Below are 26,289 nucleotides of genomic sequence, written 5' to 3'. Positions count from 1 at the left end.
TCAAAGATCGTTCTCGCAGGTCAGATTAGGTAAGCCTAAGTGACGCAGGGCACCGTCCAGCGGCGCGGACGTGGGTTGCCCGGTCCTGAGGAATTACGCAACAATGGCGTTGTGAAAAACGTCGGCGAGGCTCGGGAGACCCCCACGGGGGCCCCTCAGGAGGAGCTCGCGGCCGGACTGCGCTCGGATCGCTCGACGCGCAACCGGGTCGCGCGGTCCATCCTGGACCACGGGCCGTCGACCGTCGCCGAGCTGGCCGGCCGGCTGGGGCTCACCCAGGCCGCCGTACGCCGTCATCTGGACGCCCTGACCGCCGACGAGGTCGTGGAGGCGCGCGAGCAGCGGGTCTACGGCGCACGCACGCGTGGCCGTCCCGCGAAGGTCTTCGCGCTCACCGACTGCGGCCGCGACGCCTTCGACCAGTCGTACGACAAGCTCGCCGCGGACGCCCTGCGCTTCATCGCGGAGCGGTTCGGCGGGGACGAGGCGGTCGTCGCCTTCGCGCGCGCGAGGCTCGCCGAGCAGGCGGACGCCTACCGCAAGGCGATCGAGGCCGCCGCCCCCGAGGACCGCACCGAAGCCCTGGCCAAGGCCCTGAGCGCGGACGGGTACGCTGCTACGGCGCGCAGCGCACCGGTCGGCGAGCAGCTGTGCCAGCACCACTGCCCCGTCGCCCATGTCGCGGAAAAGTTCCCCCAGCTCTGCGAGGCGGAGACCGAGGTCTTCTCCCAGCTGCTGGGGACGCACGTCCAGCGACTGGCGACCATCGCGCACGGTGACGGCGTCTGCACGACGTTCATCCCCAAGGTTTCACCACAGACCACCCACAAAGCATCTGCAAGCACGGCCGGGAGGAACCCCGCATGACTCTCCCCATCGAGGAGACCGCCCACCCTGAGCTCGAAGGTCTGGGCAAGTACGAGTACGGCTGGGCGGACTCCGACGAGGCCGGCGCCTCTGCCAAGCGCGGTCTGAGCGAGGAGGTCGTCCGCGACATCTCCGCGAAGAAGAACGAGCCGGAGTGGATGACCAAGCTCCGCCTCAAGGGCCTGCGCCTGTTCGACAAGAAGCCCATGCCGAACTGGGGCTCGGACCTGTCGGGCATCGACTTCGACAACATCAAGTACTTCGTGCGCTCCACGGAGAAGCAGGCGGAGTCCTGGGAGGACCTGCCCGAGGACATCAAGAACACGTACGACAAGCTCGGCATCCCCGAGGCGGAGAAGCAGCGCCTCGTCGCCGGTGTCGCCGCCCAGTACGAGTCCGAGGTCGTCTACCACCAGATCCGTGAGGACCTGGAGGAGCAGGGCGTCATCTTCCTGGACACCGACACCGCGCTGAAGGAGCACCCGGAGCTCTTCAAGGAGTACTTCGGGACCGTCATCCCGGTCGGCGACAACAAGTTCGCGTCGCTGAACACCGCCGTGTGGTCCGGTGGCTCCTTCATCTACGTCCCGCCGGGCGTGCACGTGGAGATCCCGCTCCAGGCCTACTTCCGTATCAACACGGAGAACATGGGCCAGTTCGAGCGGACCCTGATCATCGTCGACGAGGGCGCCTACGTGCACTACGTCGAGGGTTGTACGGCCCCGATCTACAAGAGCGACTCGCTCCACTCCGCGGTCGTCGAGATCATCGTCAAGAAGAACGCCCGTTGCCGCTACACGACCATCCAGAACTGGTCGAACAACGTCTACAACCTGGTCACCAAGCGCGCCGTCGCCTACGAGGGCGCGACCATGGAGTGGATCGACGGCAACATCGGCTCCAAGGTGACGATGAAGTACCCGGCCGTCTACCTGATGGGCGAGCACGCCAAGGGCGAGACCCTCTCCATCGCCTTCGCGGGCGAGGGCCAGCACCAGGACGCCGGCTCCAAGATGGTCCACATGGCGCCGAACACCTCCTCGAACATCGTCTCCAAGTCGGTGGCGCGCGGTGGCGGCCGTACCTCCTACCGCGGTCTGGTGGAGATCGGCGAGGGCGCCGCGGGATCGAAGTCGAACGTGCTGTGCGACGCGCTGCTCGTCGACACCATCTCCCGCTCCGACACGTACCCGTACGTCGACGTCCGCGAGGACGACGTGTCCATGGGCCACGAGGCGACCGTCTCCAAGGTCTCCGAGGACCAGCTCTTCTACCTGATGAGCCGCGGTCTGAGCGAGTTCGAGGCGATGGCGATGATCGTGCGCGGCTTCGTCGAGCCGATCGCCAAGGAGCTGCCGATGGAGTACGCCCTTGAGCTCAACCGGCTGATCGAGCTCCAGATGGAGGGCGCGGTCGGCTAGGCGCCAGCTGCCCCTCTCATCAAGCCACTCACGCAAGAAAGCGAGCATTACGACAGCCATGGCCGAGGCCCAGAACATCCCGGTGGGTTCCACCACCGCCGGCTCGATCGCGGTCGCCGCCGAGTCGACCGTCGCCACGCGCATGAGCGCGCCCCCGTCCTTCGACGTGCAGGACTTCCCCGTCCCGCACGGCCGTGAGGAGGAGTGGCGGTTCACCCCGCTGGAGCGCCTGCGCGGACTGCACGACGGCACCGCCGTGGCGACCGGCGAGGGCGTCAAGGTCGAGGTGGAGGCCCCCGAGGGCGTCACCGTCGAGACCGTCGGCCGTGACGACGCCCGGGTCGGCAGGGCCGGCGCCCCGGTGGACCGGATCGCCGCCCAGGCGTACTCGGCGTTCGAGAAGGCCGGCGTGGTCACCGTCCCCAAGGAGACGGTGCTCACCGAGCCGATCCGGATCGCCGTGCACGGCGAGGGCGGTACCCGCTTCGGGCACCAGGTGATCGAGCTGGGCGCGTTCGCCGAGGCCGTCGTCGTCATCGACCACACCGGTGACGCCGTGCTCGCCGCCAACGTCGACTACATCCTGGGCGACGGCGCCAAGCTGACCGTCGTCTCCGTCCAGGACTGGGACGACAAGGCCGTGCACGTCGCCCAGCACAACGCCCTGCTCGGCCGGGACGCGTCCTTCAAGTCCGTGGTCGTCACCTTCGGCGGCGACGTCGTACGACTGCACCCGCGCGTGTCCTACGCCGGCACCGGTGGCGAGGCCGAGCTGTTCGGGCTGTACTTCACCGACGCCGGCCAGCACCAGGAGCACCGCCTGCTGGTCGACCACAACGCCCCGCACTGCAAGTCGAACGTCGTCTACAAGGGCGCGCTCCAGGGCGACGACGCGCACGCCGTGTGGATCGGCGACGTGCTGATCGAGGCCAAGGCCGAGGGCACGGACACGTACGAGATGAACCGCAACCTCGTGCTGACCGACGGTGCCCGGGTCGACTCCGTGCCGAACCTGGAGATCGAGACCGGCGAGATCGTCGGCGCCGGCCACGCCTCCGCGACCGGCCGCTTCGACGACGAGCAGCTCTTCTACCTGATGGCCCGCGGCATCCCGGCCGACGAGGCCCGTCGCCTCGTGGTCCGCGGCTTCTTCGCCGAGCTGGTCCAGCAGATCGGTGTCGACGACATCGAGGCGCGGCTGCTGGAGAAGATCGACGCCGAGCTGGAGGCCACCGTCTGATGTCGGCCTTCGTACGCGCCTGCGGGCTGAGCGAGCTGGAGGAGGACACCCCGAAGCGGGTGGAACTCGACGGCACGCCCATCTCGGTCGTGCAGACCGAGGGCGAGGTCTTCGCGATCCACGACATCTGCTCGCACGCGAACGTCTCGCTCTCCGAGGGCGAGGTGGAGGACTGCCAGATCGAGTGCTGGCTGCACGGCTCCAGCTTCGACCTCCGCACCGGCAAGCCGTCCGGCCTGCCCGCGACGCGCCCCGTCCCCGTATACCCCGTAAAGATCGAAGGGGACGACGTGCTCGTCTCCCTCAACCAGGAGTCCTGAGGCACCCATGGCAACGCTTGAAATCCGCGACCTGCACGTCACCGTCGAGGCCGACAACGCCACGAAGGAGATCCTCAAGGGCGTCGACCTGACCGTGAAGCAGGGCGAGACGCACGCCATCATGGGCCCCAACGGCTCCGGCAAGTCGACCCTCGCCTACTCCCTCGCGGGCCACCCGAAGTACACGATCACCGGCGGCACCGTCACCCTCGACGGCGAGGACGTCCTGGAGATGGAGGTCGACGAGCGCGCCCGCGCCGGCCTCTTCCTGGCGATGCAGTACCCGGTCGAGGTCCCGGGTGTGTCCGTGTCGAACTTCCTCCGTACGTCCGCCACGGCCATCCGGGGCGAGGCCCCCAAGCTGCGCACCTGGGTGAAGGAGGTCAAGGAGGCCATGGAGCGCCTCAACATGGACCCCTCCTTCGCCGAGCGCAACGTCAACGAGGGCTTCTCCGGCGGTGAGAAGAAGCGCCACGAGATCCTCCAGCTCGAACTGCTCAAGCCGAAGATCGCGATCCTCGACGAGACCGACTCCGGTCTGGACGTCGACGCGCTGCGGATCGTCTCCGAGGGCGTCAACCGCGTCCGCGAGACCGGCGAGGTCGGCACCCTGCTGATCACGCACTACACGCGCATCCTGCGCTACATCAAGCCTGACCACGTGCACGTGTTCGCCGGCGGCAGGATCGTCGAGTCGGGTGGCCCCGAGCTCGCCGACAAGCTGGAGAACGAGGGCTACGAGGCTTACACGAAGGGTGGCGCATCCGAGTGACACAGCTGCCGGGCCTCCTCGACACAGAGGCGATCCGCAAGGACTTCCCCGTCCTGGACCGACTGGTCCACGACGACCGGAAGCTCGTGTACCTGGACAACGCGGCGACCAGCCAGAAGCCGCAGCAGGTGCTGGACGCCCTGAACGAGTACTACGAGCGCTACAACGCCAACGTCCACCGCGGTGTGCATGTGCTCGCCGAGGAGGCCACGGCGCTGTACGAGGGCGCGCGTGACAAGGTCGCGTCGTTCATCAACGCGCCCTCGCGGGACGAGGTGATCTTCACCAAGAACGCCTCCGAGTCGCTCAACCTCGTCGCGAACATGCTGGGCTGGGCCGACGAGCCCTACCGCGTGGACGACGAGACCGAGATCGTCATCACGGAGATGGAGCACCACTCCAACATCGTCCCGTGGCAGCTGCTGTCGCAGCGCACGGGCGCGAAGCTGAAGTGGTTCGGCCTGACCGACGACGGCCGCCTCGACCTGTCCAACATCGAGGAGATCATCACCGAGAAGACGAAGATCGTCTCCTTCGTGCTGGTGTCCAACATCCTGGGCACGGTCAACCCGGTCGAGACGATAATCCGGCGCGCTCAGGAAGTCGGCGCCCTCGTCTGCATCGACGCCTCCCAGGCCGCCCCGCACATGCCGCTGGACGTACAGGCCCTGCAGGCCGACTTCGTGGCCTTCACCGGCCACAAGATGTGCGGTCCGACGGGCATCGGCGTCCTGTGGGGCCGCCAGGAGCTGCTGGAGGACCTGCCCCCGTTCCTGGGCGGCGGCGAGATGATCGAGACGGTGTCGATGCACTCCTCGACCTACGCTCCGGCACCCCACAAGTTCGAGGCGGGCACGCCCCCGATCGCCCAGGCGGTCGGCCTCGGCGCGGCGATCGACTACCTCTCCTCGATCGGCATGGACAAGATCCTCGCCCATGAGCACGCGCTGACGGAGTACGCGGTCAAGCGGCTGTCGGAGGTCCCCGACCTGCGGATCATCGGCCCGACGACGGCCGAGGACCGGGGCGCGGCGATCTCGTTCACGCTCGGCGACATCCACCCGCACGACGTGGGCCAGGTCCTCGACGAGCAGGGCATCGCGGTCCGGGTCGGCCACCACTGCGCCCGCCCGGTCTGCCTCCGGTACGGAATTCCTGCGACCACGCGAGCGTCGTTCTATCTGTACTCCACGCCGGCCGAGATCGATGCTCTGGTCGACGGCCTGGAGCACGTACGGAACTTCTTCGGCTGAAGGGCGTGAGCTGAGACCGTGAAGCTGGACTCGATGTACCAGGAAGTCATCCTGGACCACTACAAGAACCCGCACGGGCGGGGCTTGCGGGACGGCGACGCCGAGGTGCACCACGTCAACCCGACCTGCGGCGACGAGATCACGCTCCGCGTGAAGTACGACGGCACGAAGATCGAGGACGTCTCGTACGAGGGCCAGGGCTGCAGCATCAGCCAGGCCTCGGCCTCCGTGCTGAACGAGCTCCTCGTCGGCAAGGACGTGTCCGAGGCGCAGAAGATCCAGGAGACCTTCCTGGAGCTGATGCAGTCCAAGGGCAAGCTGGAGCCCGACGACGCGATGGAGGAGGTGCTGGAGGACGCGGTCGCGTTCGCCGGTGTCTCCAAGTACCCGGCCCGGGTCAAGTGCGCCCTCCTCAGCTGGATGGCGTGGAAGGACGCGACGGCCCAGGCACTGGGTGGCGCCGACGCCGAAAGGAAGACGGCATGAGCGAGACCGTTGAGATGAAGCCGGCCTCGGAGGAGGAACTCCGCGAGGCGCTGTACGACGTGGTCGACCCGGAACTCGGCATCGACGTCGTCAACCTGGGTCTGATCTACGGCATCCACATCGACGACGCGAACATCGCGACGATCGACATGACCCTGACGTCGGCGGCCTGCCCCCTGACGGACGTCATCGAGGACCAGGCCAAGTCCGCCACGGACGGCCTCGTCAACGAACTGCGCATCAACTGGGTCTGGATGCCGCCGTGGGGCCCGGACAAGATCACGGACGACGGGCGGGAGCAGCTTCGGGCGCTCGGGTTCAACGTCTGAGGCCCTTTCTGGGCCGGTCTGGTTTTGTTTGTTTTGTTTGTGGCCTTCCGGCAGTGCGCCGGGAGGCCACAAATGTGTTCAGGGCCGGTCCCGCCGTGGGCGGCGCGCAATACCCTCGTGAGATAGCCGGGCCGTCGCGGCCCGCGCGGGGGAACGGCCGGTGGTCGGGGGACATGCCATGGACGCATGGTTACTGGTGCTGCTGGGCGCGGCGGGTGGTTCGCTGCGGGGGTTGGTCGACGTCTACAACCAGACGATGGCCTGGCAGGAGGCACGGCGCGCACACCGCAAGGCCGTGGCGCAGGAGGAGGACACCGGGGAACCCCCGAGGTTCCGTGAGTACTTCGACCTCATTCCGGACTCCGTCGCGACGGTGGTGCACATGGGGATGGGCGCCGCCTGCGCCGTGCTGTTCGGACTCTCCGGGCAGATCAGCGGGGTGTACGCGGCTCTGGTGGTCGGAGTTTCGGCACCGACTCTGCTGACACAGCTGGGTCGTACGCAGATGGTGGACGAGGCGGTGACGGGAGTCTCGTCGACACAGGGGCCCGGTGCGGAGGCCCAGCAGTGACCTCCGGGGTCGGCCGCAGGACGGTGGCGGCGGTGTTCGGCCGGAACGGACGGCGTAGTGCGCGCCGGGCGGCGTTTCGGCCGCGGGTTGTGGTCGTGTGGCGCGAACTGCCGTTGTGGCGGCGGATTTTGGGCGCCGTGCTGGGAGTACGGCCGAGTGGGGCGGCCCGTGGGACTGGGAGGCCGAAGGGGAATGCCGCGGATGGAAACGGCGCGGTGGTCAAGGGGGCGTCGGGACGGCTCCGGGGACGGCGGAGGCAGTCGGCTTCGTTTGGTGCACAGGGATTTGTGAGGGTCGGCGGGAGAGCGCCGGGACTGACCGGGATGCGCTGGGTGATGGCGGGGGCAGCGGGGTGTGCCGTACTGCTGGCAGGGGTGGCCGCGCTCCAGACCGGGCAGAGCGCCACGATCGGCGACGGGCCGGTTGCTTCGGGGAGCCGGGGCGGTGAATCGGGCGACAGCGCCGGAGGCGTGGGGGCCGCGCCCAGCAGTGATGACACGGGCCTGCCGGACGGCGCCGGCGCCACCTATGCCGGCCCTACTTCCGGGAACGGTGCCTATCCCTCGGGTTGGCGGGGGCCGGTGGCCCTGCCACTGTCTCCCGGCAAGGTGTCCACGTACGGTTTCGCCTTCGGCCAGTACGGAGCACTGCCCGTCGAGACTCGTGCCGACCTCCGGGCCGACGACAGCACGACGGCCACCAAGGTCGTGGTGGGAAGCGGAGTCGCCACGAGGACGTCCGCGCGCCTCACTGAAGGCACGGACGTCGAACAGGTTCTCTCGGACTGCGAGTTGCTGCTCTTCGAGACTCCTGAGGTCCGGGGACTACAAGTCGACGCCGTCCCCGGCCACACCTACTGCTTCCTCACCGCCGAAGGCGCCACAGCCGTCTTCACCGTCCGCCCCGTCCGTCCGAAAACCCTCCCGCTCACGGTGGCGGTGGCGGGCAGCGATGCCGTGGACGAACGGTACGGCGGCTGGTGAGCCCTTCTCAGGCCAGCCCGTCCACCAGGCGGAACGCCGAGTCGTGGCGGTAGAGGTCGCTGTACTGGTACGGGTCCAGTTTGAGTTGGAAGTTCTGGTGGCGGAGGTAGCGGCCGGGGTAGTTGACCGACTCCAGCATGATCGCGCCGGAGATCGACGACGAGCGGGCGCAGAACGTGGCGTCCTGTTTGAAGAGGCTGGAGCCGTCGTTGGTGTCGGCGCGCAGGAGGAAGTTGCGGTGGCGGAGGTACTTGCCATCGTGCGTGGCGAAGGAGTAGCAGGAGGAGTTCGCCAGGCCCTTGACCAGTTTGAAGGTGGAGTCCGCTCGGGACTCCGAGCCGGCGATCGGGTCCAGCTTCACGTAGCCGCCGCTCACATGCCAGTAGCGGTCCGGGTAGTTGACCGAGCGGACCGAGCGCCAGGTGGTCGTGGGCTGCGGCTTCGACGGTGAACCCGCGTGCGACGTGGGGGACTTGGAGGGCTTCGAACCCGACGCGGGGGACGGGGAGCCGTTCTCCTGCGCGGCGGCGGACGTGCTGGGCCTGCCCGACGTCAGGCCGCTCTTCCCGGCGTGCGGTGGTGACGCCGCGTCCGTGGACGGTGAGGCGAAGGAGATCAGTCCCGGCACCGTCGCGGAGGAGGTCGGGTCCGCCGACGCCGTGTGTGACGTCTTGTCGGAGTCGCTGTCCATCACGGCGATCGACGTCACGCACGTGATGATCGTGGCGATGGCCAGCCCGCCGGCCAGCCAGAGTCTTCGGGTGCCGGGAGCTCGCGAGGTGTCGGGGGCCCAGCCGTTCTCCCAGGGCTGCTGCGGAGGCTGGGGCGTGGTGTCTGGCATGCGCTGTTCCTCCAGCGGCGCCCAGGGCGGCGGCCGGGGGTGTGAGGGTGAGGTGAGTGAGCGGTGAAACACTAGTGGAGCCGCGGGATTGCCGGGAGGTGTTTCAGCGAGCGGTTTCCATGAATATTGAACCTCTCTGTTGAACTTCTCTGCCGACCTTCCCTGTTGAACCTCACATCTTCTTCTCAGGGCCTTCCCAGTCCCGGCTCATCGCCGGGCGGCAGCCTCGGGCAGTGTGGCTACCTCTGCACTCACCCCCGCACCGGCCCCCGACCGCCCCGTGTTCGTCCTCGGCTGCCCCCGCTCCGGCACCACCCTGCTCCAGCTGATGCTGCACGCCCACCCGCGCATCGCCCTTCCGCCCGAGACCCGCTTCGTCCTCCCCGCCTACGAGGACCGGCTCCGCTTCGGTGACCTGCGTGACAAGGGCAACCGGGCCGGGCTCGCCGCCTGGATCACCGGCCGCAAGGAGACCCGCTTCCACGAGCTGGGCCTGGACGCCGGCCGGGTCGCCGAACGCATCGCGGACGGCCCGCCGACGCTCGGTTCCGCACTCGGGATCGCGCTCAGGTCGTACGCCGAGAGTCACGGCAAGGTCCGCTGGGGCGACAAGCGACCGGCGTACGCCCTGCACGTCGAGGAGATCCTGCGGCTCTTCCCGACCGCCCAGTTCGTGCACCTCGTACGCGACGGCCGCGACTGCGTCGCCTCCCTGCTCGGCATGCCCTGGTGGCATCGCGGCTTCCACGAGGCCGTCGCCACCTGGGCCCAGGTGATGGACGTGACCCGCCGCTACGCCCGCACCCTCGGCCCCGACACCTGGCACGAGCTCCGCTACGAGGACCTGCTGACCGACCCCGAACCCCAACTCCGCGCCCTGTGCGCCTACTTGGGCGAGGAGTACGCCCCCGGGATGACCGAGCCGCACCGGCTGGCCCGTACCGCGGTGCCCGCCCGCAAGACCTGGCACCGGCGCACCCACGGCACACTGGACGCCTCGCGCGCGGGCAGTTGGGCACGGCGCCTGACGCCGGATCAGATCCGGCTCTGCGAGGCCGTGTTGGGCGACCGCCTGGTCCGCAACGGCTACGAGCTCAGCGGGGCGGTCCGCCCCGACCCCGCCGAACTCCTCCGCTACCGCCGCGTGGTGACCCTCCGCAGAGCCGCCCACGCGAAGCGCCGCATGCTCGACCACGTGACGAGGCTCCGCGAACCGGGCCCGGTGGCGGCCCGCCCGCACACCCTCACGACGTCCGAGTCCGGCGCCTGACCCACGGGCCGACAGCGGGAGAGCCGACGGCAGGAGCTGACCTTTTTTTTGGGGGGGGGGCGACTGCAGGGGGCCGCCGCGGGAGAGTCGTCTGCAGGGGGTCGACGGCAAGGGATCCGACGGCAGGGGGGGCGACGGCGGGTGGGGTGGCGGTAGGTGTCGACGGCAGGTGGGGCGACGGCGGATGGGGTGGCGGTAGGTGTCGACGGCAGGGGGGTCGACGGCGGGTGGGGCGGCGGCAGGAGTCGACCGCAGGACGACCGCGGGAGTCGACCGCGGGAGTCGACGGCAGAGGTCGGCGGTAAGGCACCCGGCGGCAAGGGGTCCGGTGGCAAAGAGCTCGCGGCAGTCGGCGTGGCCGGCCGAACCCCCTATGTGTACACCCGTACGCTTCGTTGTGTACGCTCGTACACATGGGATATCTCTTGCTCGGCACGGCCATCGCCGCCGAGGTGGGTGCGACGACCGCCATGAAGTACAGCGAGGGCTTCAGCCGGCTGGTGCCGACGCTGCTCACCGTCGTCGGATACGTCGTCTCCTTCTTCCTGCTCGCCCAGACCCTGAAGACGATCTCGGTCGGCACCGCCTACGCCATCTGGTCCGGCATCGGCACCGCGGCCATCGCCACCATCGGCCTGCTCTTCTTCGGCGAGGGCCTGACCGCGGCCAAGATCGCCGGCATGGCCCTGATCATCATCGGCGTGGTGGTGCTGAACCTCGGCGGCGCGCACTGATGCCCCGCCGCTACGACCCCGACCGCCGGCAGCGGATCATCGACGCGGCGATCCGGGTGGTGGGGGAGAAGGGCCTGGCCGGCCTGAGCCACCGCTCGGCCGCGGCCGAGGCGGACGTGCCGCTCGGCTCCACGACGTACCACTTCAGCACGCTCGACGAGCTGATGGTCGCGGCTCTGCGCCAGGCCAACGAGGGCTTCGCCAAGGTGGTCGCCGCGCACGCGGCGCTCGCGGACCCGGAGAGCGACCTCGCGGCGGAACTCGCCCGGATCCTCGGCGAGTGGCTGTCCGGCGACCGCACCGGCGTGGAACTGGAGTACGAGCTCTACCTCGCCGCCGTCCGCCGCCCCGCCCTGCGCCCCGTGGCTGCCGAGTGGGCCGAGGACCTGACCGACCGCCTCTCCACCCGCACCGACCCGGCCACGGCCCGAGCCCTGGTCGCCCTGCTGGACGGCATCTGCCTCCAGGTCCTGCTCACGGGAACGCCGTACGACGAAGGATTCGCCCGTGACGCACTGGCGCGCCTGATTTCCTGACCGCCCCTGTCCTGCGGGCCGCGCCTGATTTCCCGGCCCCGGCGTGAACCCTCCGCCGCCCATCGGGGAACAGGGGGTGACACGCACGTACCGAACAATCAGGGGGAGCCCGGTGAGCGGACCACCGTCGTCCACGGCAGGGACGGAGGACGACGCGCAGATCGTCGCCCAGTCCCTGGACCAGCCGGAGCTGTTCGCCCGGCTCTACGACCGCTACGCACCCGACATCCACCGCTACGCGACCCGGCGTCTGGGCGACACCTCGGCGGACGACATCACCGCCGACACCTTCCTCATCGCCTTCCGCATCCGCTCCCGCTACGACGTCACCCGCTCCAACGCCCGCCCGTGGCTGTACGGCATAGCCGGCAACCTCATCGGCAAGCAGCGCCGCGCCGAGGTGCGGGCGCTCAGGGCGCTGGCCCGTACCGGCCACGACCCGGTGGCGGCGTCGTGGGTGGAGGACACCGACAGCCGGATCGCGGCACAGGGCCCGCTGGCCGGCGCCCTTGCCGCTCTCTCGGCGGGCGACCGGCACGTCCTGCTGCTGGTCGCGTGGGCCGAACTGACCTACCAGGAGGTCGCCGAGGCCCTGGGCATCCCGGTCGGCACGGTCCGCTCCCGGCTCAACCGGGCAAGGCGCAAGGTGCGTACGGCACTTGGGGCCGACCCCGCTTTCGTGAACGACGCGGCGGAGGTGGCGTGACCATGGACGAGCTGACCAGGGTGCGTGAACTGCGCGCCGACGCCCAGGCCCCCGACCGCGCCCGCCTCGCACCGGGCCGGGCGAGGCTCCTGGACGCGGCCCGGGCCGACGAACGGCACCGGGCGCTGTGGCGGCGCCGGGAGTTCGTGATCGTCGGCGGTGTCGTGGCGGCGGTGACCGCGGTGGCGGTGACCGTCTCCCTCCTGCTGGGCGGCGGCGGAGGCGACCGGAAGGTCCAGCCGGCGACCACACCGGGCGTCCACCTGAAGGGGGTGAGCGCGAGCGAGTTGCTGCGCGGCATGGCCGAAGAGGTGGCGAAGCAACCGGACGGCCCTGTCCCGACGGCCAAGCAGTGGATCTACACCAAGGTGGTCCAGGAGCCGGTCAAGGACCCGAAGGCGGATCAGTACAAGAACCTCCCGAAGGGCGCCCTGAAGCTGATGACCGGCCCGCAGGAGAGCTGGCTCCGCTACGACGGCACCGCGCAGGCGGGCTGGAACCTGGACACCACGGGCGAGAAGCTCGAACTCCAGGTCAGCGGGATGCAGTTGGAGAACGGGGCCGAGGGTGACGACCGTTCACCACGTGAGATGTACCAAACACTGGCCGCCCTCCCCTCCACCGCCGAGGGAACGCTGAAGGCGCTGCGCGAGCAGAACGCGATCGCCGACGGCAAGGGGGAGTCGCAGTCGAGCGACGACTACACCGAGATCACCGTACTGCTGCGCGCCGACGTCATGCCGTCCAAGGCCCTGGCCTCTCTCTACCGGGCCCTTGCGACTGTCCCCGGTGGAAAGGTCGTCGACCACCTGGTGGACACCGGCGCCGGGCGCCGGGCGATCGCCCTGACCTACGGCCGGCCCGGGGCCGGACAGGACATGCGGGAAGAGTGGCTGATCGACCCGCAGACCTATCGGGTCTTCGGTATGCGCCTGCTCCAGGGTGACAGGATCGCGACCGGAAGCGTGACGGTCTCGACGGCGGTGGTGAACGCCCCCGGCGACCGCGCCTGACGCCCGCCCCCCCGGGACGGGGCCCACACCGCGAGGGGAGTGCGGGCCGCCCGGGCGGCTGCCCTACGCCGACCCGAGCCGCGCGACCGCGGCGAGGGCGGTGGTCACGCTCCCCGCGACGTCGGTCACCGGGTACTGCACGTCCCGCACCACCCGCTCCCGGTCCACGACCAAGGTGAGCCGCTTCAACCGGCTGACCCCCGCCGCCCGGAAGGTGGGCAACCGCAGCGCGGCGATGAGCGAGAGCCCGGCGTCCGACAGCAGCGGGAACCCCAGTCGCTCCTTGTCCGCGAACGCCCGTTGCTCGTCGGGCCGTTGAGTGGAGACCCCGCGCACGGCCGCGCCGGCCGCGCCGAACTCGTCGAGCCGGTCCCGGTAGGTGCAGGACTCCAAGGTGCAGCCGGGAGCGCCGGGAATGTCGCCCCAGCCCGGCGGATACGCATCGGCTCGGGCGAAGGCGCCGGGGAAGCAGTAAAGGACGGTGTACGGCACGTCGTCGGCGACCGGGTCCCGCAACTCGCCCCGGTCGTCGACCAGTTGGATCTCGGGCACCCGCGCCCCCAGCAGCTCGTGCACCCGCCGGGCCTCCAGCGAGGCCTCCGCCGCGGTGGCCGTCGTACCACCGTCCCCCAACACCCAGGCATCCCCCCAGTCCTGAAGGGCGATCAGCACCGGCAGCAGCGCGCGACCGCGCGCGGTGAGCCGGTACTCGTACCGCGGCGGCCGCTCCTGATAGGGCACCCGGGTCAGTACGTCCGCCTCCACGAGCAGGCGCAGGCGCTCGGTCAACACCTTTCTGGAGAGCCCGAGTTCACGCTGGAGCTCGTCGAAGCGGCACACCCCGCGCGCCGTGTCCCGCACGATCAGCAGGGTCCACCAGTCGCCGACGACGTCGAGGGCCTGGGCGATGGCGCACGTGGCGTCCTCCAGGCTCGTCCTGCGGGCCATGGGCGTCCCCTTTCCGTTCCGTCCGTGCGCCGGTCGCCGTTGACCGGAAGCTGTCGTGCGTCCATAGTAAGTTCCCAAAAGGAACTCACAAACGGGGGAGCGACATTGCGAGGGCTACGCGACATACCGCGCCCCATCTGGCTGCTGGCCGGCGGCACGTTCGTGAACATGGTCGTGAGCGTGAGCTTCGCGTACACGTTCCTGTACCTGACCGGCCCCCGAGCGCTCGACACGGCCGAGGCGGGCATCCTCAGCGGCGCCGCCGGCCTCGGTCTGCTGGCCGGCAACTTCACGGGCGGCTGGTACGGCGACCACTTCGGCCACCGCCGCGTGCTCCTCGCCTCGGCGGCCCTCTCCGGCCTCACCCTCCTCGCGGTCCCGGCCCTGCCCACCCCGGCCCTCTTCGCCGCACTGCCCCTCGCCCAGTACCTCTCCGGCACCCAACGCGCCTCGTCCTCCGCCCTCGTGGCGACCACCGTCCCCGAGGGCTCACGACGCCAGGCCTTCGCGCTGATGCGGGCGGCGTCCAACGGCGGCTTCACCCTCGGCCCGATCCTCGGAGCCCTGGTCGCCACCCACTTCTCGTACGACTGGCTCTACGTCGCCGAAGGCGCCGGAAGCCTGGGGCTGGCGTGCTGGACGGCGCGGGTGGTCCGGGCACCCGCCGTGCCCAAGCGCGTGGAGGCGAGTCACGGAAGCGGACTCGGCGGCGTCTGGCCGGCTCTGCGAGCCCGCCCCGCGGTCCTGGTGCTGCTCCCCTCGATCGTGGTGATCGACGTCGTGTACCGGCAGCAGTACTCCACCTTCCCGGTCTTCCTCGCCGACCACGGCATGGACGCACAGGTGTACGGCTCGCTCCTGGCGATCAACGGGGGCATGCTCCTGTGCCTGGAGCTGCCGCTGGCGCTCGGCCTGCGCCGACGCTCACCGCTGCGGATCGTCGGGACGGGGCTGCTGCTGGTCGCCGGCGGCTACGGGGCACTGCTCCTGGGCGCCGGAGTCGTCACGGCGGCGGTGATGATGGCCCTCCTGACCCTCGGCGAGGCCCTGTACAAGACGACGGCGACGGCGTACGTGGCCGACCAGGCCCCGCCGCACGTCCAGGGCCGCTTCCAGTCCCTCTACGCGGGGGCGTCCATCAGCGGCGTGGTGCTCTCGGCGCCCCTGGGCGGAGCCCTCTACGAGGCGGCCCCGAACGCGCTGTGGCCGCTCTGCGCGATCCTGGGCGCGCTGGCGGCCGCCGCCGTACTCCTGTCGGCCCGCGGGCGCACGGCCACGACCCCGGCGCCGGCGCCCGACCGCTCGTCCCCTGAGACACCGCCCCACCCGGTTAGCCTCCGCACCCCCTAGCCGGTTAGGTTGCCCTCATGACCGACACGACTGCACCGCGCACCACCGGCGCCGTGGCCACCGGCCTCGCCACGATCGCCGCCGACGGCACCGTCCTCGACACCTGGTTCCCCGCGCCCGAGCTCTCCGCCGAACCCGGTCCGTCCGGCACCGAGCGCCTGTCCGCCGAGCGTGCCGTGGAACTCCTCGGCGAGGGCGCCGCCAAGGCGATCGGCCCCGACGCCCGCCGCGGTGTCGACGTGGTCGCGGTCCGCACGGTCATCTCCTCCCTCGACGAGAAGCCGATCGACGCCCACGACGTCTACCTCCGCCTGCACCTCCTCTCGCACCGTCTGGTGCGCCCGCACGGCCAGAGCCTCGACGGCATGTTCGGCTTCCTCGCCAACGTCGCCTGGACCTCGCTCGGCCCGGTCGCCGTCGACGACGTCGAGAAGGTGCGCCTCAACGCCCGCGCCGAGGGACTGCACCTCCAGGTCACGTCCATCGACAAGTTCCCGAGGATGACGGACTACGTCGCCCCCAAGGGCGTCCGGATCGCCGACGCCGACCGGGTCCGGCTCGGTGCGCACCTGGCCGAGGGCACCACGGTCATGCACGAGGGCTTCGTCAACTTCAACGCCGGCACCCTCGGCACGTCGATGGTCGAGGGCCGTATCTCGGCCGGCGTCATCGTCGGCGACGGCTCCGACATCGGCGGCGGCGCCTCCACGATGGGCACCCTCTCCGGCGGCGGCAACGTCATCATCTCCATCGGCGAGCGCTGCCTGATCGGCGCCGAGGCAGGCGTGGGCATCGCGCTCGGCGACGAGTGCGTGGTCGAGGCCGGCCTGTACGTCACCGCGGGCACCCGCGTCACCATGCCCGACGGCCAGATCGTCAAGGCCCGCGAGCTGTCCGGCGCCTCCAACATCCTCTTCCGCCGCAACTCGGTCACCGGCACGGTGGAGGCCCGCCCGAACAACGCGGTCTGGGGCGGCCTGAACGAGATCCTGCACAGCCACAACTGAGCCGACCGGCCGCGCGGCTTCGGCGGGCGTCCTTCCAACAGGGGCTGGAAGGGCGCCCGTTCACGTGCGCAGGGTCGCCGCGAACTCCGCCAGCGCCGTGAAGTCGCCCTCGCGCAGGCCGAGTCGGGGGCTGACGTGGTGGAGGAGGGCCGGGCCGGGATGGACCGAGGCGACGTACGCCTCGTCCGCCGGACTCTGCTCGTCGTCCACCCAGGCGAAGGCCCGCCCCTCGGCGTGCGCCACGATCGCCTCGGTCTTCCAGTGCACCCCGTCCGGCCGGAACGCGAACAGCCCCGTCCCGAAGTCGACGTACGGCAACTCCGGCAGTCCGATCACCGGCCCGATCCAGCGGTTCGCCGCGTCCATCCAGGTGGTCGCCCAGCACAGCTCGTACCCGAGCCCGAGCAGCGCGGCCCCGTGCGAGGGGTTCAGCCACACCCGCAACGGCCTCCCGGGCTGCAGGGCCACCCGGATCGTCGTATACCCCTCGGGTCGCCGCTCGGGCTGGGCGGCGTACGGGTTCAGGGGACCGTCCACGTCGAGGAACAGCAAAGGGCGGCTCACCCACCCAACGTACGGCAGCCCGCCCCGGCGCCCGGCGGAATATCTTCCCGGGACCGGCATAGCGACGGACACCCGCACGCGTCACAAGGAGCAGAAGAGCAGGAACGGAAGTGCGGGACCGGAAGAGACGGACGACGGTTCCGTCCGGGGGAGAGCGAAGGTGACGATGGACGCCGAGGCGCAGGACGGCTTCCGGGAGTTCGTGGCGCACAGATCGTCCGCGCTGCTGAAGACCGCGGTGCTGCTCAGCGGCGGGGACCGGCACGCCGCCGAGGACCTGCTGCAGAACGCGCTGATCAAGGCGGCCGGCCGCTGGCACCGCATCGACGAGCCGGAGGCGTACGTACGGCAGATCCTGTACCGCCAGCAGATCAGCCGCTGGCGCCTGAAGTGGCGCAGACGCGAACTGAGCGTCGCCGAACCGCCGGACACCGGCACCGGCCCCGATGCCTCGTCCGCCACCGAACTGCGCCTGCTGATGCGCGGCGCACTGGCCCGCCTCACCGCCCGCCAGCGCACGGTACTGGTCCTGCGCTACTTCGAGGACCTCCCGGAGGCGGACGTAGCACGCATCCTCGGCTGCTCCGTCGGCACGGTGCGCTCCACCACCCACCGCGCGCTGGCCCGGCTGCGCACCCTCGCGCCCGAACTGACCGCGCTCGACCCGGCCGCCGGCGAACGGCAGCAGCCGTCGCGCGACTACTCGCCCGTGGAGGTGCGCCCGTGAACGTCGAGGAACTGGTACGCGACTCGCTGCGCGACATGGCGGCCGAAGAACCCTCCGTGGCACCGGAGTTCGCCGACCGGGTCCTGGGCGTCCGGCGGCGCCGGCGCACCCGCCGGCTCGTCGCGGCCGCCGTCGCCACGACCACCGCGCTGGCCGTCGCCGTCGGGGTGCCCCTGCTGGACGCGGGCAGGCAGCACGCCCGCCCCGCGCACGCCGTCCAGCCGGACGGGGTCCACGGCGACACGGAGCAGTGGCCGCCGCGGAAGGAGATCGGGGCCGGCGGGGCCACCCTCGCCGCGTACTACTCGCTGAAGATCCACAAGCAGTCCGCGGGCTGGGACCTCGCGGAGCGCACGTACTGGCTGCTCGACCCGGAGACCGGCCGCTACGCGAAGGACACGAGGTGGTCCGACGTGGCCGTCGCCCCGGGCCTGCGCACCGCCGCCGTCCTGGAGCGGACCCTCCCGGCCCACCGGATCGGCCTGCTCGACCTCACGACGGGGAAGGTCGAGCGCTGGATCCCGGTGGACCGGGGGGTCGCCGGGCTCGCGTTCTCGGAGGACGGGCGCCGGCTGGTGGCGACGACGTACGACAAGAACCCCGATCTGGTGCGCGTGGGCAGCGGAACGAAGGGCACAGGCGCGTTCAACGTCCTCGACGACGTGAGCCGGACCGGCTTCTTCGTCCTGGACGTGGCCTCCGGAGAGGGCCCCTGGAGCGGGGTGGCGGCCGACCGGAACGTCACCTACCGCCATGACTTCTCCTTCAGCCGCACCGGCGAGCAGGTGTACGCGCGGATCGCCGGATCCCGCGACGGCATGCAGCAGTTCTACGACCTGGACGGCAACATGATCGCCGCGCCCGCGGACGAGAAGTACCTGCGCTCCGACGTGCCGGCACGGCTGTCCCCGAACGGCGAACTCGCCGCGCTGGGGCTGGCCAAGGAGGTCGGGCCCGCAAAGTCGTACTCCTCGATCCGTGACCCGCGCACCGGCAGGGAGATCACCAAGGTGCGCGGGGCGGAGCTCCTCGCCTGGGTCGACGACCACCGGCTCATCGCCTGGGAACGCACCACGGGTCTCGACGGGCCGTACCGGGCCCGGCTGGTCGTGGTGACGATCGGCAGCGACAAGGTCGTCCCGCTCAGCGGCGAGGTGGAGCCGTACGGCCCCAGCCAGGGGTGGACGCCGGTCTTCGCCCGGTCCTGATCAGACCAGCAGCTCGTACTCCGCCAGCAGCCCGTCGACCGCGGCCCGGTCGGCGGGCCGCAGCGGCGCCCGCACCGGACCCGCGGGCAGCCCCAGTTCGTTGAGGAGCGCCTTCGCGGTGACGGTGCCGGGCAGCCCCGCCGACATCATCAACTCGATGAGGGCGGTGGCCCGTTGCTGCGACCGGGCCGCCCCCGCCGTGTCCCCCGCGTCGAACGCGTCGATGACCGCGCGGAGTTGAGCGGGCACGACGTTCGCGACCGTGCTCACGTATCCCGCGCCGCCCACCGCGTACAACGCGAGATTGTGCTCGTCGCACCCCGCGTAGTACGCCAACTCCGTGCGGGCGAGCACCTTCTGGGCGCCGAGGAAGTCGTACGAGCAGTCCTTGACCGCCACGATCCGGGGGTGCCCGGCGAGCCGGATCAGGGTCTCCGGCTCGATGCGGGTGCCGGTGCGGCCCGGGATGTCGTACAGCATCACCGGCAGTCCCGAGGCGTCCGCGACCTCGCGGAAGTGGGCCTCCAGGGCGTCCTGCGGGGGCCTGCTGTAGTAGGGGCTGACCACCAGCACGCCGTCGGCGCCCGCCTTCTCGGCCGCCAGGGCCAGCTCGACGGTGTGCCGGGTGTCGAAGGTGCCCACGCCCGCCACGACCGACGCCCGGTCGCCCACGGCCTCCCGGACCGCCGTCACCAGGGCCGCCTTCTCCGCGTCCGAGGTGGTCGGCGACTCACCCGTCGTACCGGACAGCACCAGGCCGTCGCACCCCTCGGCCACCAGCCGGGCGGCGAGCCGCTGGGCGCCGTCGACATCGAGCGCGCCCGCCGATGTGAAGGGAGTGATCATCGCGCAGAGGGCGCGGCCGAAAGGGGTCGCTGTCGTCATGCCCTGTAGTGTCGGCCCGCCGACAGTGAAGCTCCACTTAATTCTCCTACGAGATATCGATAAGGAAAGCTTCATTGATCCGTCGGAGGCCCTATGGGCATTACGGCCCACATGGGTCACCATGGCCAGAACGGACCCTGTGTGTGGGAGGCGTCATGAAGCTCGGCAAGGCACTGGCCACCGGAGTCGCGGAAGAACGGGCCCCCGTCGAGGAGCCCGAACTCGAACTGCCCGAAGAGATCGAGGACGTGCGGGTCCCCGAAGAGGTCCCGGCGGCCCGATGAGGCTGCGGCTTCCGGAGGAACGCCCGACGGAGCCGCCGACCGGATACAAGATCGCCCACCCGGTGCTGTCCCAGGACGGCACCCGGGCCGGGTTCACCGGTGTCTCGCTCGGCGGCGCGCTGCCGTACGGCGTCCTGGCCGACGCGGCCTGCGTCTACGGCCTGCGGCACCGGGCCCCGCACCGCCGCTGCGACTGCGGCTTCCACTGCGTGCACGACCGTACGGCCGCCGAGGCACTGCTGTGCACGGCCGAGCACCGCGCGGCCGTGCTGCTGGAGGTCGCCGTCCTCGGCCGTTTCATCCGCTTCGAACGCGGCTTCCGCTACGCCCGCCAGCGCGTCCGCACGGCGACCGTCGGCCCCTGCGCCTGCGGCACCGTGGCCGCGGCCCTGGCCGACGCGGGCTGGGGCCGCCCCGGCTGGCGCGCCCTCGCCCCGTCCTGCGCGGGCTGCGTCCGAGGCCGTACGTCCGTGTCGCTCGCCGCGTTCGCGCGGCTGGCGGGGGAGGGGCTGCGGGTCGTCGCCGGAAGGGAGGGGGCGCGCAAGGTCGCCGACCTCGGGACGAGCCCCGACGATCTCGGCGTACCCGAACTGGTCGCGGAGGCCGCCCTGTTGCAGGCGCGACTCGACTGGTTCCAGACCCAACTGGCCCGCCTGCGCGAGCCCGGAGCGGGCGGCGGCGGGCAGGGATAGCGCGGGCCGGGCCGGGTACCCGGGTGTTCCGCACTCGACGAGGCGCACAAGACGCGCGGAGGAGTCGAGGAAGAACGGAACCCGTAGGGAGGCGACCCCGTGACCGGCACCACCCACCCCCGGCCGGTGCGCGACGAGCACCACTCGGTGGGCGATCTCGTCGGCCAGGCCAGCGAACAGCTGTCCCGGCTCGTACGACAGGAAGTTGCCCTCGCGAAAGAGGAGTTGGCGGCCAAAGGGCGGCGCGCCGGACGCGGGGGCGGACTGCTCGGCGCGGCGGGGGCGTTCGCGTACGCCGGACTGCTCGCGCTGGCCGGCACGGCGACCGCCGCCCTCTCGCTGACGCTGTCCGTCTGGGCCGCGGCGCTGATCGTTACGGCCGTGCTGTTCGTGATCGCGGCCGTCCTCGGCGCGACCGGCCGCGCCCAGCTGCGCCGGGCCGCACCGCCCACCCCCGAGGAGACCCTCGGCAGCGTCAGGGCCGACGTGGAGGAGATCAGGGAAAGGGCACACCGATGACGGAGCAGGCGGCGGGGAGCACGGGGGCCAAGGGCCCCGAGGAGCTGCGACGCCAGATCGAGCGGACCCGCGGTGAACTCGGCGACACCATCGAGGAGTTGGCAGGAAAGATGGACGTGAAGGGCCGGGCCCGCGCCCGGGCGGCAGATCTCAGGGACAAGGCCGGCGCCCTGACGGTGCAACTGCGCAGCACCGCGGGGCAGGCCGGGCACACCATGCACGACAAGGCGACCGAGAAGGGCCACGCCCTCACGCACCGGGCCGCCGAGAAGGGCCAGGCGCTGACCCACCGCGCGACGGAGAAGGGGCACGCCCTGACCCACCGGGCCACGGAGACGGGCCAGACCCTGCAGCACCGCGCGGAACACGGCACGCCCTGGCCCGCCCGCCCCGTCGTGAGGGCGGCGCTGCGGCACCCCCGTCCCGCCCTGGTCATCGGCGCGGCGCTGGCCGTGGTCGTCGTGGTGGGGTGGCGCTACCCGAAGCGGTGACGGGCCGAGCCGCGGAGCCGGGCCGACAGGGATTCGGCCCGGCTCGAAGCCGGTCCGGCGCGAACCGTCGTCGAGGCCGGCGCTTGACCTGAATCGCGGTCGAGGTTGAAGGGTGGTCGGTACAGGCACCGGGCGACAGGCACCGGGCGACGACCGCAGGAGACCCGTATGACCCGCCGTACCGACACCCACCCCGACCTCGCCGATCCCCGTATCGGCGCCCCCCTCTTCAGCACCTGGCGCGTGGGCACTCCCCTCCGCCAGCGCCGGACCGTGGAGGCCTTCGCGGCCGCCTGGGAGCGCCGCCCCTGGCCCTCCCCCGCCCTTCTCGGCCACCACCTCTACACCGGGCACGACGCCTCCACCGTCCTGCACTACTCGCAGTGGACGGACGAGCAGGCCCACGCGGCCTTCGCCAGGACGCAGCGGCTGGAGCGCGTCGACGAGATCGACACCGCCGTCCCCGGCATCGAGCGCCTCGGCCTGGGCCGCTACCGGCATTACCGCAGCCGCGTCCCCGAGGACCGGGCCGCCCGCACGCCGGGCTGCGTCGTCCTCGTCGACGTCGAGTTCGAGTCGGCGGACCCGGAGCGCCAACGCGCCTGGGTGGACGCCGTGTTCGAGGCGCTGGAGAACGAACCCGCCCCGCATCCCGGCGGCATCGCGGCCCACTTCCACCTCTCCACCGACGGCACCCGCGTCCTCAATTACGCCGAGTGGGAGAGCGCCCAGGCCCACCAGGAAGCCCTCGCGGCCCCGGGCGACGGCATCGGCTCCGCCACCGCCCGCTGGGAACGCGTCCAGACCTGGCCGGGCCTGAAGAGCTCGACGGTCAGCCGCTACGACCACGCCCTGGGCCTCGTCCCCGACTGACGGCCCTCTCCGCTCTGCCGACGCTCTGCCGACTCGCCGAAAACTCTTCCCGTCTGGACAAAAAAAGTTTTCGGTGGGACGGTGGACGCATGCTGGACGTGACCGTGATCGAGGACCCCGAGGCCGCCGCCGTCTCGCTGGACCCCATAAGGGCCCGGCTGCTCGCCGAGCTGGCGGCCGGACCCGCGTCGGCGGCGATGCTGGCCGGGAAGGTCGGGCTGCCCAGGCAGAAGGTGAACTACCACCTGAAGGCGCTGGAGCGGCACGGCCTGGTCGAGCTGGCCGGCGAGCGCCGCAAGGGCAACGTCACCGAGCGGCTGATGCGGGCGACGGCGGCGTCGTACGTCATCTCCCCGCTCGCCCTCGCCTCCGTGCAGCCGGACCCGGACCGCTTCCGCGACCAGCTGTCCGCCCGCTGGCTGCTCGCCCTCGGCGCGCGGCTCGTGCGGGACGTCGGCTCACTGATCACCGGCGCGGCCAAGGCCCGCAAGCGGCTGGCCACTTACGCCCTGGACGGCGAGGTGCGCTTCGCCTCCGCTGCCGAACGGGCCGCGTTCATCCAGGAGTTGACGGCCGGTGTCACCGCGCTGATCCAGAAGTACGACGCCCCGGACGCCGAGGGCGGCCGGGACCACCGGATCGTCGTGGCGGTCCATCCCACGCTCAAACAGACCGAGTCGGAATAGCCAGGAGCAGACCATGTCCAAGGAATTCGAGATCGTCCGCGAGTTCGAGGTCGACGCCACGCCGGAGGAGGTGTGGGAGGCGATCACCCAGGCGAGCGGGGCCTACCTGTGGCCGATGGACCCGCCCGAGCCCCGGGTGGGCGGCGCGGCCGCCTTCGGCTCGAAGGTCACCGCCTACGACCCGCCGCACCGCCTCACCGTGCGCAGCGAGGACGTCGGCTTCCCCACCCAGAGCGCCAACCAGCTCGACCACACCATCGAACCGCGCGACGGCGGCAAGCGGGCCTGGGTGCGCTACGTGCACAGCGGGATCTTCACCGACGACTGGGACAACCAGTACGACGGAGCCGCCAAGCACACCGACTTCTACCTGCACACCCTGCGCGAGTACCTCACGCACTTCGCGCCCCGCCCGGTGACCTTCGCCCAGCTGAACGGGCCCGAGGCCTCGCAGGCGGCGGACGCGTTCGCCGCCGTGGCACCGGCGCTCGGGCTGACGGACGACGACGGTCCGGGCGCCCGGGTGAGCGTGCGCGGGCCGGCGGCCTTCGACGCCGTAGTCGACTACCGCGACCCGTACTTCATCGGGCTGCGCACCGAGACCGCGCTGATCCGCTTCTTCGGCCGCAACCACTGGGGTGCCCCCGTCGGCATCAGCGTCCACGACTTCGCGCCGGACGCCGATGCCGAGGCGAACGAGAGCGCCTGGCAGGGCTGGCTGAACGGCGTGTTCAGCCGGCCCTGACCGATCGGGATTACGGGCGGAACCGCAGGACCTGCGGGTCGTGGTCGCTGATCTGGTCGTGGAACTCCGAGTTGACGTGCACGCTGTCGTACTCGAAGTCGCAGCCGCGCCGGATCGACGGGCTGATCAGGATCTGGTCCAGGACCTGCTGGTTGCCCTGGTAGTCGTAGGTGTAACGCTCGCTCTTCGGCAGCGACTTGATCGCCGACCAGAGCTCGCCGTCACCCTCCATGATCTTGGTGGTGTCGGAGAACTCGAAGTCGTTCATGTCGCCGAGCGCGATGACGTCCGCGTTCTTCTGGACGTCGAGGATGCTCTTGACGAACGCGTTGACCAGCGTCGCCTGCGCGTGGCGCTGGGTCTCCGAGCTGCGCACCACCGGCTGGTACTGCGAGGTCAGACCCTGGTCGCCGCCCTTGGAGTTGAGGTGGTTGGCGATCACGAAGACGGTCTGCCCACGGAAGACGAACTCGCCGACCAGCGGCTTGCGGCTGGCGTTCCAGGCGGTGTTCGTCGGGTCGATGCGGCCGGGCGAGGCCGTCAGCCGGGCCTTGCCGTGCACCTTGGTGACGCCGACCGCGGTCGTGGCGTCGCCGCCCGCGCGGTCGGTGAAGGAGACCCGCTCCGGGTTGAACAGGAACACCTGGCGGATGTTGCCGCCCGGCTCACCGCCGTCGGTGTCGTTGGTCGGGGTGATGGAGCGCCAGTCGTACTTCGGGCCGCCCGCCGCGACGATCGCGTCGATCAGCTTGTTCACCGTCACGTCGGCGGCGACCGTGCCGTCGTCCGTCGCGCCGTCGTTGTCCTGGATCTCCTCCAGGGACACGATGTCGGGCGACTGCAGGTTGTTCACGATCGCGGCGGCGTGCGCGGCGAAGGTGGTGTCGGACGGGTCGAGGTTCTCGACGTTGTACGTTGCCACCGCGAGCTCGCCGCGCGACTGCTTCTTCGTCGTCTCGCGCTCCAGGCCGCCGCTCTTCAGCGTGCCGAGCTGACTGGCGACGAGCGTGTAGCCGCCGTACTGGTTGAAGTCCATCGGGCCGGTGGTGGTGCCGGTCAGGGTGTCGCCGACGTTCGCCACCGGGAAGTCGGCGGTCGCGCCGAGGGACTGGATCTGGAGGCGGCCGGTGTTCTGGGACTCGTAGGAGCCGTAGAGGGTGCCGCCGCGGCGGGTGCGGTGCTCGTGCGGCTTCACCGTGACCCACAGCTCGCTGTACGGGTCGGTCGCGGTGACCACGCGGGCGTCGGCGACCTGGACGTTCATGCCCTCCAGGGACTCGTAGTAGTCCAGGGCGTACTTCGACGGGTCGAGGGTCAGGCCGTTGATCGAGTTGTTCGCGGAGGCGTCGCCCGCCGGGGTGTACTCGTCCGGCACCGACTTCGCGTCGATCACCGTCGGGGCCGGGACCGCGTTGCCCGTGGAGACCGTGGTGACGGTCGGCTTGGTGATCTCGGTCAGCGACTGGTTGCCGGTCGAGGCGCCGCCCGGGACGTACTCGGAGACCGTGCCGGTGACCGTGACGGAGTCACCGACGGCGACCTTCGGGGTGGAGCTGGTGAAGACGAAGACGCCCTCGCTCGTGGCCGGGTTGTCGTCCGGGTTCGGGTCCTGCATCCAGAAACCTCTGGACGAGCCGTACGTACGCGTGGCGGTGACGATTCCGGCCACGTCGCCGACCTTCTGGCCCGCGTATGGGGATATGCGCGTGGCGCCCTGGATGTCATGGATGCGCACGGAGTCCGCGTGCGCGGGGGAGGTCAGGGCGACGGCGGACGCCGCGGAACAGACGGCGGCGACGGTGAGTGCGGCGAGGCGTGCGGACTTCTTGCTCGGCAACGGGATCCCTCCGGGGGCGTGCTGTGCTGGGCGCCGGGACGAGGTGTGAGGTGTGGTGCAGGTGCGTGGTGCTGAATTACGCGTGTAGAACCGAGTGAACAGTTGTCCCCCGAATTTCTACGCGCGTCAAT

At 70.8% G+C, this 26,289-nt stretch carries 31 protein-coding genes; 26 read left to right on the top strand and 5 right to left on the bottom strand.

Annotated elements, in window-relative coordinates; translation table 11 throughout:
- Positions 1 to 111: 111 nt before the first annotated feature.
- The 10 genes from MQP27_RS39710 to MQP27_RS39665 all read left to right on the top strand — a co-directional run bounded on the left by MQP27_RS39710 (position 112) and on the right by MQP27_RS39665 (position 8,242).
- Positions 112 to 867 (top strand): helix-turn-helix transcriptional regulator, encoded by a 756-nt coding sequence (locus tag MQP27_RS39710; RefSeq protein ID WP_242774588.1) that lies wholly within the window; start codon positions 112 to 114, stop codon positions 865 to 867.
- A complete protein-coding gene (gene sufB, locus MQP27_RS39705; protein WP_242774585.1) occupies positions 864 to 2,288 on the top strand; it encodes a Fe-S cluster assembly protein SufB in 1,425 nt (474 codons plus the stop codon). The genes MQP27_RS39710 and sufB overlap by 4 nt, the downstream gene beginning before the upstream one ends.
- Positions 2,289 to 2,346: 58 nt before the next feature.
- Positions 2,347 to 3,528, top strand: coding sequence for a Fe-S cluster assembly protein SufD (gene sufD, locus MQP27_RS39700; RefSeq protein WP_242774582.1), 1,182 nt, complete (start codon positions 2,347 to 2,349; stop codon positions 3,526 to 3,528).
- Positions 3,528 to 3,848, top strand: coding sequence for a non-heme iron oxygenase ferredoxin subunit (locus tag MQP27_RS39695; protein WP_115908852.1), 321 nt, complete (start codon positions 3,528 to 3,530; stop codon positions 3,846 to 3,848). Before sufD ends, MQP27_RS39695 begins: the two co-directional genes overlap by 1 nt.
- 7 nt (positions 3,849 to 3,855) lie before the next feature.
- Positions 3,856 to 4,620, top strand: coding sequence for a Fe-S cluster assembly ATPase SufC (sufC, locus tag MQP27_RS39690; RefSeq protein WP_242774579.1), 765 nt, complete (start codon positions 3,856 to 3,858; stop codon positions 4,618 to 4,620).
- On the top strand, positions 4,617 to 5,873 hold the full coding sequence (locus tag MQP27_RS39685) for a cysteine desulfurase (RefSeq protein WP_242774577.1): 1,257 nt from the start codon (positions 4,617 to 4,619) through the stop codon (positions 5,871 to 5,873). The genes sufC and MQP27_RS39685 overlap by 4 nt, the downstream gene beginning before the upstream one ends.
- An 18-nt stretch (positions 5,874 to 5,891) precedes the next feature.
- On the top strand, positions 5,892 to 6,359 hold the full coding sequence (sufU, locus tag MQP27_RS39680) for a Fe-S cluster assembly sulfur transfer protein SufU (protein WP_242774575.1): 468 nt from the start codon (positions 5,892 to 5,894) through the stop codon (positions 6,357 to 6,359).
- Complete coding sequence (locus MQP27_RS39675; protein ID WP_037743875.1) at positions 6,356 to 6,688, top strand: metal-sulfur cluster assembly factor; 333 nt, start codon at positions 6,356 to 6,358, stop codon at positions 6,686 to 6,688. The genes sufU and MQP27_RS39675 overlap by 4 nt, the downstream gene beginning before the upstream one ends.
- A 178-nt stretch (positions 6,689 to 6,866) precedes the next feature.
- A complete protein-coding gene (locus MQP27_RS39670; protein WP_242774573.1) occupies positions 6,867 to 7,259 on the top strand; it encodes a hypothetical protein in 393 nt (130 codons plus the stop codon).
- 335 nt (positions 7,260 to 7,594) lie between these two features.
- Positions 7,595 to 8,242 (top strand): hypothetical protein, encoded by a 648-nt coding sequence (locus MQP27_RS39665; protein WP_242774571.1) that lies wholly within the window; start codon positions 7,595 to 7,597, stop codon positions 8,240 to 8,242.
- A gap of 7 nt (positions 8,243 to 8,249) precedes the next feature.
- On the opposite strand, the gene MQP27_RS39660 is transcribed toward MQP27_RS39665, so the two are convergent.
- A complete protein-coding gene (locus MQP27_RS39660) occupies positions 8,250 to 9,083 on the bottom strand; it encodes an AbfB domain-containing protein (RefSeq protein WP_242774569.1) in 834 nt (277 codons plus the stop codon).
- A gap of 235 nt (positions 9,084 to 9,318) precedes the next feature.
- Between MQP27_RS39660 and MQP27_RS39655 the strand changes: the two genes are divergently transcribed.
- The 5 genes from MQP27_RS39655 to MQP27_RS39635 all read left to right on the top strand — a co-directional run bounded on the left by MQP27_RS39655 (position 9,319) and on the right by MQP27_RS39635 (position 13,342).
- Positions 9,319 to 10,353 carry a sulfotransferase family protein gene (locus tag MQP27_RS39655; RefSeq protein ID WP_308290081.1) on the top strand — a complete coding sequence of 345 codons (1,035 nt, stop codon included), beginning with the start codon at positions 9,319 to 9,321 and terminating at the stop codon, positions 10,351 to 10,353.
- A gap of 413 nt (positions 10,354 to 10,766) precedes the next feature.
- On the top strand, positions 10,767 to 11,087 hold the full coding sequence (locus MQP27_RS39650; protein WP_242774565.1) for a DMT family transporter: 321 nt from the start codon (positions 10,767 to 10,769) through the stop codon (positions 11,085 to 11,087).
- Positions 11,087 to 11,623, top strand: coding sequence for a TetR/AcrR family transcriptional regulator (locus MQP27_RS39645; RefSeq protein ID WP_242774563.1), 537 nt, complete (start codon positions 11,087 to 11,089; stop codon positions 11,621 to 11,623). The genes MQP27_RS39650 and MQP27_RS39645 overlap by 1 nt, the downstream gene beginning before the upstream one ends.
- A 112-nt stretch (positions 11,624 to 11,735) precedes the next feature.
- Complete coding sequence (locus MQP27_RS39640) at positions 11,736 to 12,329, top strand: RNA polymerase sigma factor (protein WP_242774560.1); 594 nt, start codon at positions 11,736 to 11,738, stop codon at positions 12,327 to 12,329.
- 2 nt (positions 12,330 to 12,331) lie between these two features.
- On the top strand, positions 12,332 to 13,342 hold the full coding sequence (locus tag MQP27_RS39635; RefSeq protein ID WP_242774558.1) for a CU044_5270 family protein: 1,011 nt from the start codon (positions 12,332 to 12,334) through the stop codon (positions 13,340 to 13,342).
- A gap of 63 nt (positions 13,343 to 13,405) precedes the next feature.
- On the opposite strand, the gene MQP27_RS39630 is transcribed toward MQP27_RS39635, so the two are convergent.
- Positions 13,406 to 14,290, bottom strand: a complete 885-nt coding sequence (locus MQP27_RS39630) for a winged helix-turn-helix transcriptional regulator (protein ID WP_242774556.1) — start codon at positions 14,288 to 14,290, stop codon at positions 13,406 to 13,408.
- A gap of 105 nt (positions 14,291 to 14,395) precedes the next feature.
- Between MQP27_RS39630 and MQP27_RS39625 the strand changes: the two genes are divergently transcribed.
- Together MQP27_RS39625 and dapD are read left to right on the top strand one after the other, a co-directional pair.
- Positions 14,396 to 15,640 (top strand): MFS transporter, encoded by a 1,245-nt coding sequence (locus tag MQP27_RS39625; RefSeq protein WP_242774554.1) that lies wholly within the window; start codon positions 14,396 to 14,398, stop codon positions 15,638 to 15,640.
- A 17-nt stretch (positions 15,641 to 15,657) separates the two neighbouring features.
- Positions 15,658 to 16,647 carry a 2,3,4,5-tetrahydropyridine-2,6-dicarboxylate N-succinyltransferase gene (gene dapD / locus MQP27_RS39620; RefSeq protein ID WP_242774552.1) on the top strand — a complete coding sequence of 330 codons (990 nt, stop codon included), beginning with the start codon at positions 15,658 to 15,660 and terminating at the stop codon, positions 16,645 to 16,647.
- Between the two features lie 60 nt (positions 16,648 to 16,707).
- On the opposite strand, the gene MQP27_RS39615 is transcribed toward dapD, so the two are convergent.
- Complete coding sequence (locus tag MQP27_RS39615) at positions 16,708 to 17,211, bottom strand: hypothetical protein (protein WP_242774550.1); 504 nt, start codon at positions 17,209 to 17,211, stop codon at positions 16,708 to 16,710.
- A 166-nt stretch (positions 17,212 to 17,377) separates the two neighbouring features.
- On the opposite strand from MQP27_RS39615, the gene MQP27_RS39610 reads away from it, so the two are divergent.
- Both MQP27_RS39610 and MQP27_RS39605 read left to right on the top strand, forming a co-directional pair.
- Positions 17,378 to 17,938 carry a SigE family RNA polymerase sigma factor gene (locus tag MQP27_RS39610; protein ID WP_242774891.1) on the top strand — a complete coding sequence of 187 codons (561 nt, stop codon included), beginning with the start codon at positions 17,378 to 17,380 and terminating at the stop codon, positions 17,936 to 17,938.
- Positions 17,935 to 19,146, top strand: a complete 1,212-nt coding sequence (locus MQP27_RS39605) for a YncE family protein (RefSeq protein ID WP_242774548.1) — start codon at positions 17,935 to 17,937, stop codon at positions 19,144 to 19,146. The genes MQP27_RS39610 and MQP27_RS39605 overlap by 4 nt, the downstream gene beginning before the upstream one ends.
- Here MQP27_RS39605 and dapA read toward each other — a convergent pair whose 3' ends face one another.
- On the bottom strand, positions 19,147 to 20,031 hold the full coding sequence (gene dapA / locus MQP27_RS39600; protein ID WP_242774546.1) for a 4-hydroxy-tetrahydrodipicolinate synthase: 885 nt from the start codon (positions 20,029 to 20,031) through the stop codon (positions 19,147 to 19,149).
- Positions 20,032 to 20,186: 155 nt separating this feature from the next.
- Between dapA and MQP27_RS51235 the strand changes: the two genes are divergently transcribed.
- The 7 genes from MQP27_RS51235 (at position 20,187) to MQP27_RS39570 (ending at position 24,321) form a co-directional block, all read left to right on the top strand.
- Positions 20,187 to 20,315 carry a hypothetical protein gene (locus MQP27_RS51235; protein WP_278197086.1) on the top strand — a complete coding sequence of 43 codons (129 nt, stop codon included), beginning with the start codon at positions 20,187 to 20,189 and terminating at the stop codon, positions 20,313 to 20,315.
- On the top strand, positions 20,312 to 21,007 hold the full coding sequence (locus MQP27_RS39595; protein ID WP_242774544.1) for a hypothetical protein: 696 nt from the start codon (positions 20,312 to 20,314) through the stop codon (positions 21,005 to 21,007). Before MQP27_RS51235 ends, MQP27_RS39595 begins: the two co-directional genes overlap by 4 nt.
- A 99-nt stretch (positions 21,008 to 21,106) precedes the next feature.
- Entirely contained in the window at positions 21,107 to 21,526 is a 420-nt protein-coding gene (locus tag MQP27_RS39590; RefSeq protein ID WP_242774542.1) for a phage holin family protein, read from the top strand.
- A complete protein-coding gene (locus MQP27_RS39585; protein WP_242774540.1) occupies positions 21,523 to 22,017 on the top strand; it encodes a DUF3618 domain-containing protein in 495 nt (164 codons plus the stop codon). Before MQP27_RS39590 ends, MQP27_RS39585 begins: the two co-directional genes overlap by 4 nt.
- Before the next feature lie 168 nt (positions 22,018 to 22,185).
- Positions 22,186 to 22,890 (top strand): antibiotic biosynthesis monooxygenase, encoded by a 705-nt coding sequence (locus tag MQP27_RS39580; protein WP_242774538.1) that lies wholly within the window; start codon positions 22,186 to 22,188, stop codon positions 22,888 to 22,890.
- Positions 22,891 to 22,979: 89 nt separating this feature from the next.
- The gene (locus MQP27_RS39575) at positions 22,980 to 23,576 is read left to right on the top strand and encodes an ArsR/SmtB family transcription factor (RefSeq protein ID WP_242774536.1); all 597 of its coding nucleotides are present in this window, start codon (positions 22,980 to 22,982) and stop codon (positions 23,574 to 23,576) included.
- Positions 23,577 to 23,589: 13 nt separating this feature from the next.
- Positions 23,590 to 24,321 (top strand): SRPBCC family protein, encoded by a 732-nt coding sequence (locus MQP27_RS39570; protein ID WP_242774534.1) that lies wholly within the window; start codon positions 23,590 to 23,592, stop codon positions 24,319 to 24,321.
- A 10-nt stretch (positions 24,322 to 24,331) separates the two neighbouring features.
- On the opposite strand, the gene MQP27_RS39565 is transcribed toward MQP27_RS39570, so the two are convergent.
- The gene (locus tag MQP27_RS39565; protein ID WP_242774532.1) at positions 24,332 to 26,158 is read right to left on the bottom strand and encodes a DUF8508 domain-containing protein; all 1,827 of its coding nucleotides are present in this window, start codon (positions 26,156 to 26,158) and stop codon (positions 24,332 to 24,334) included.
- Positions 26,159 to 26,289: the final 131 nt, after the last annotated feature.

This window comes from Streptomyces cylindrosporus (assembly GCF_022698165.1).
In the GTDB taxonomy this organism is placed as follows: Bacteria; Actinomycetota; Actinomycetes; order Streptomycetales; family Streptomycetaceae; genus Streptomyces; species Streptomyces cylindrosporus.
This window is presented reverse-complemented; position numbering and strand designations above follow the sequence as displayed.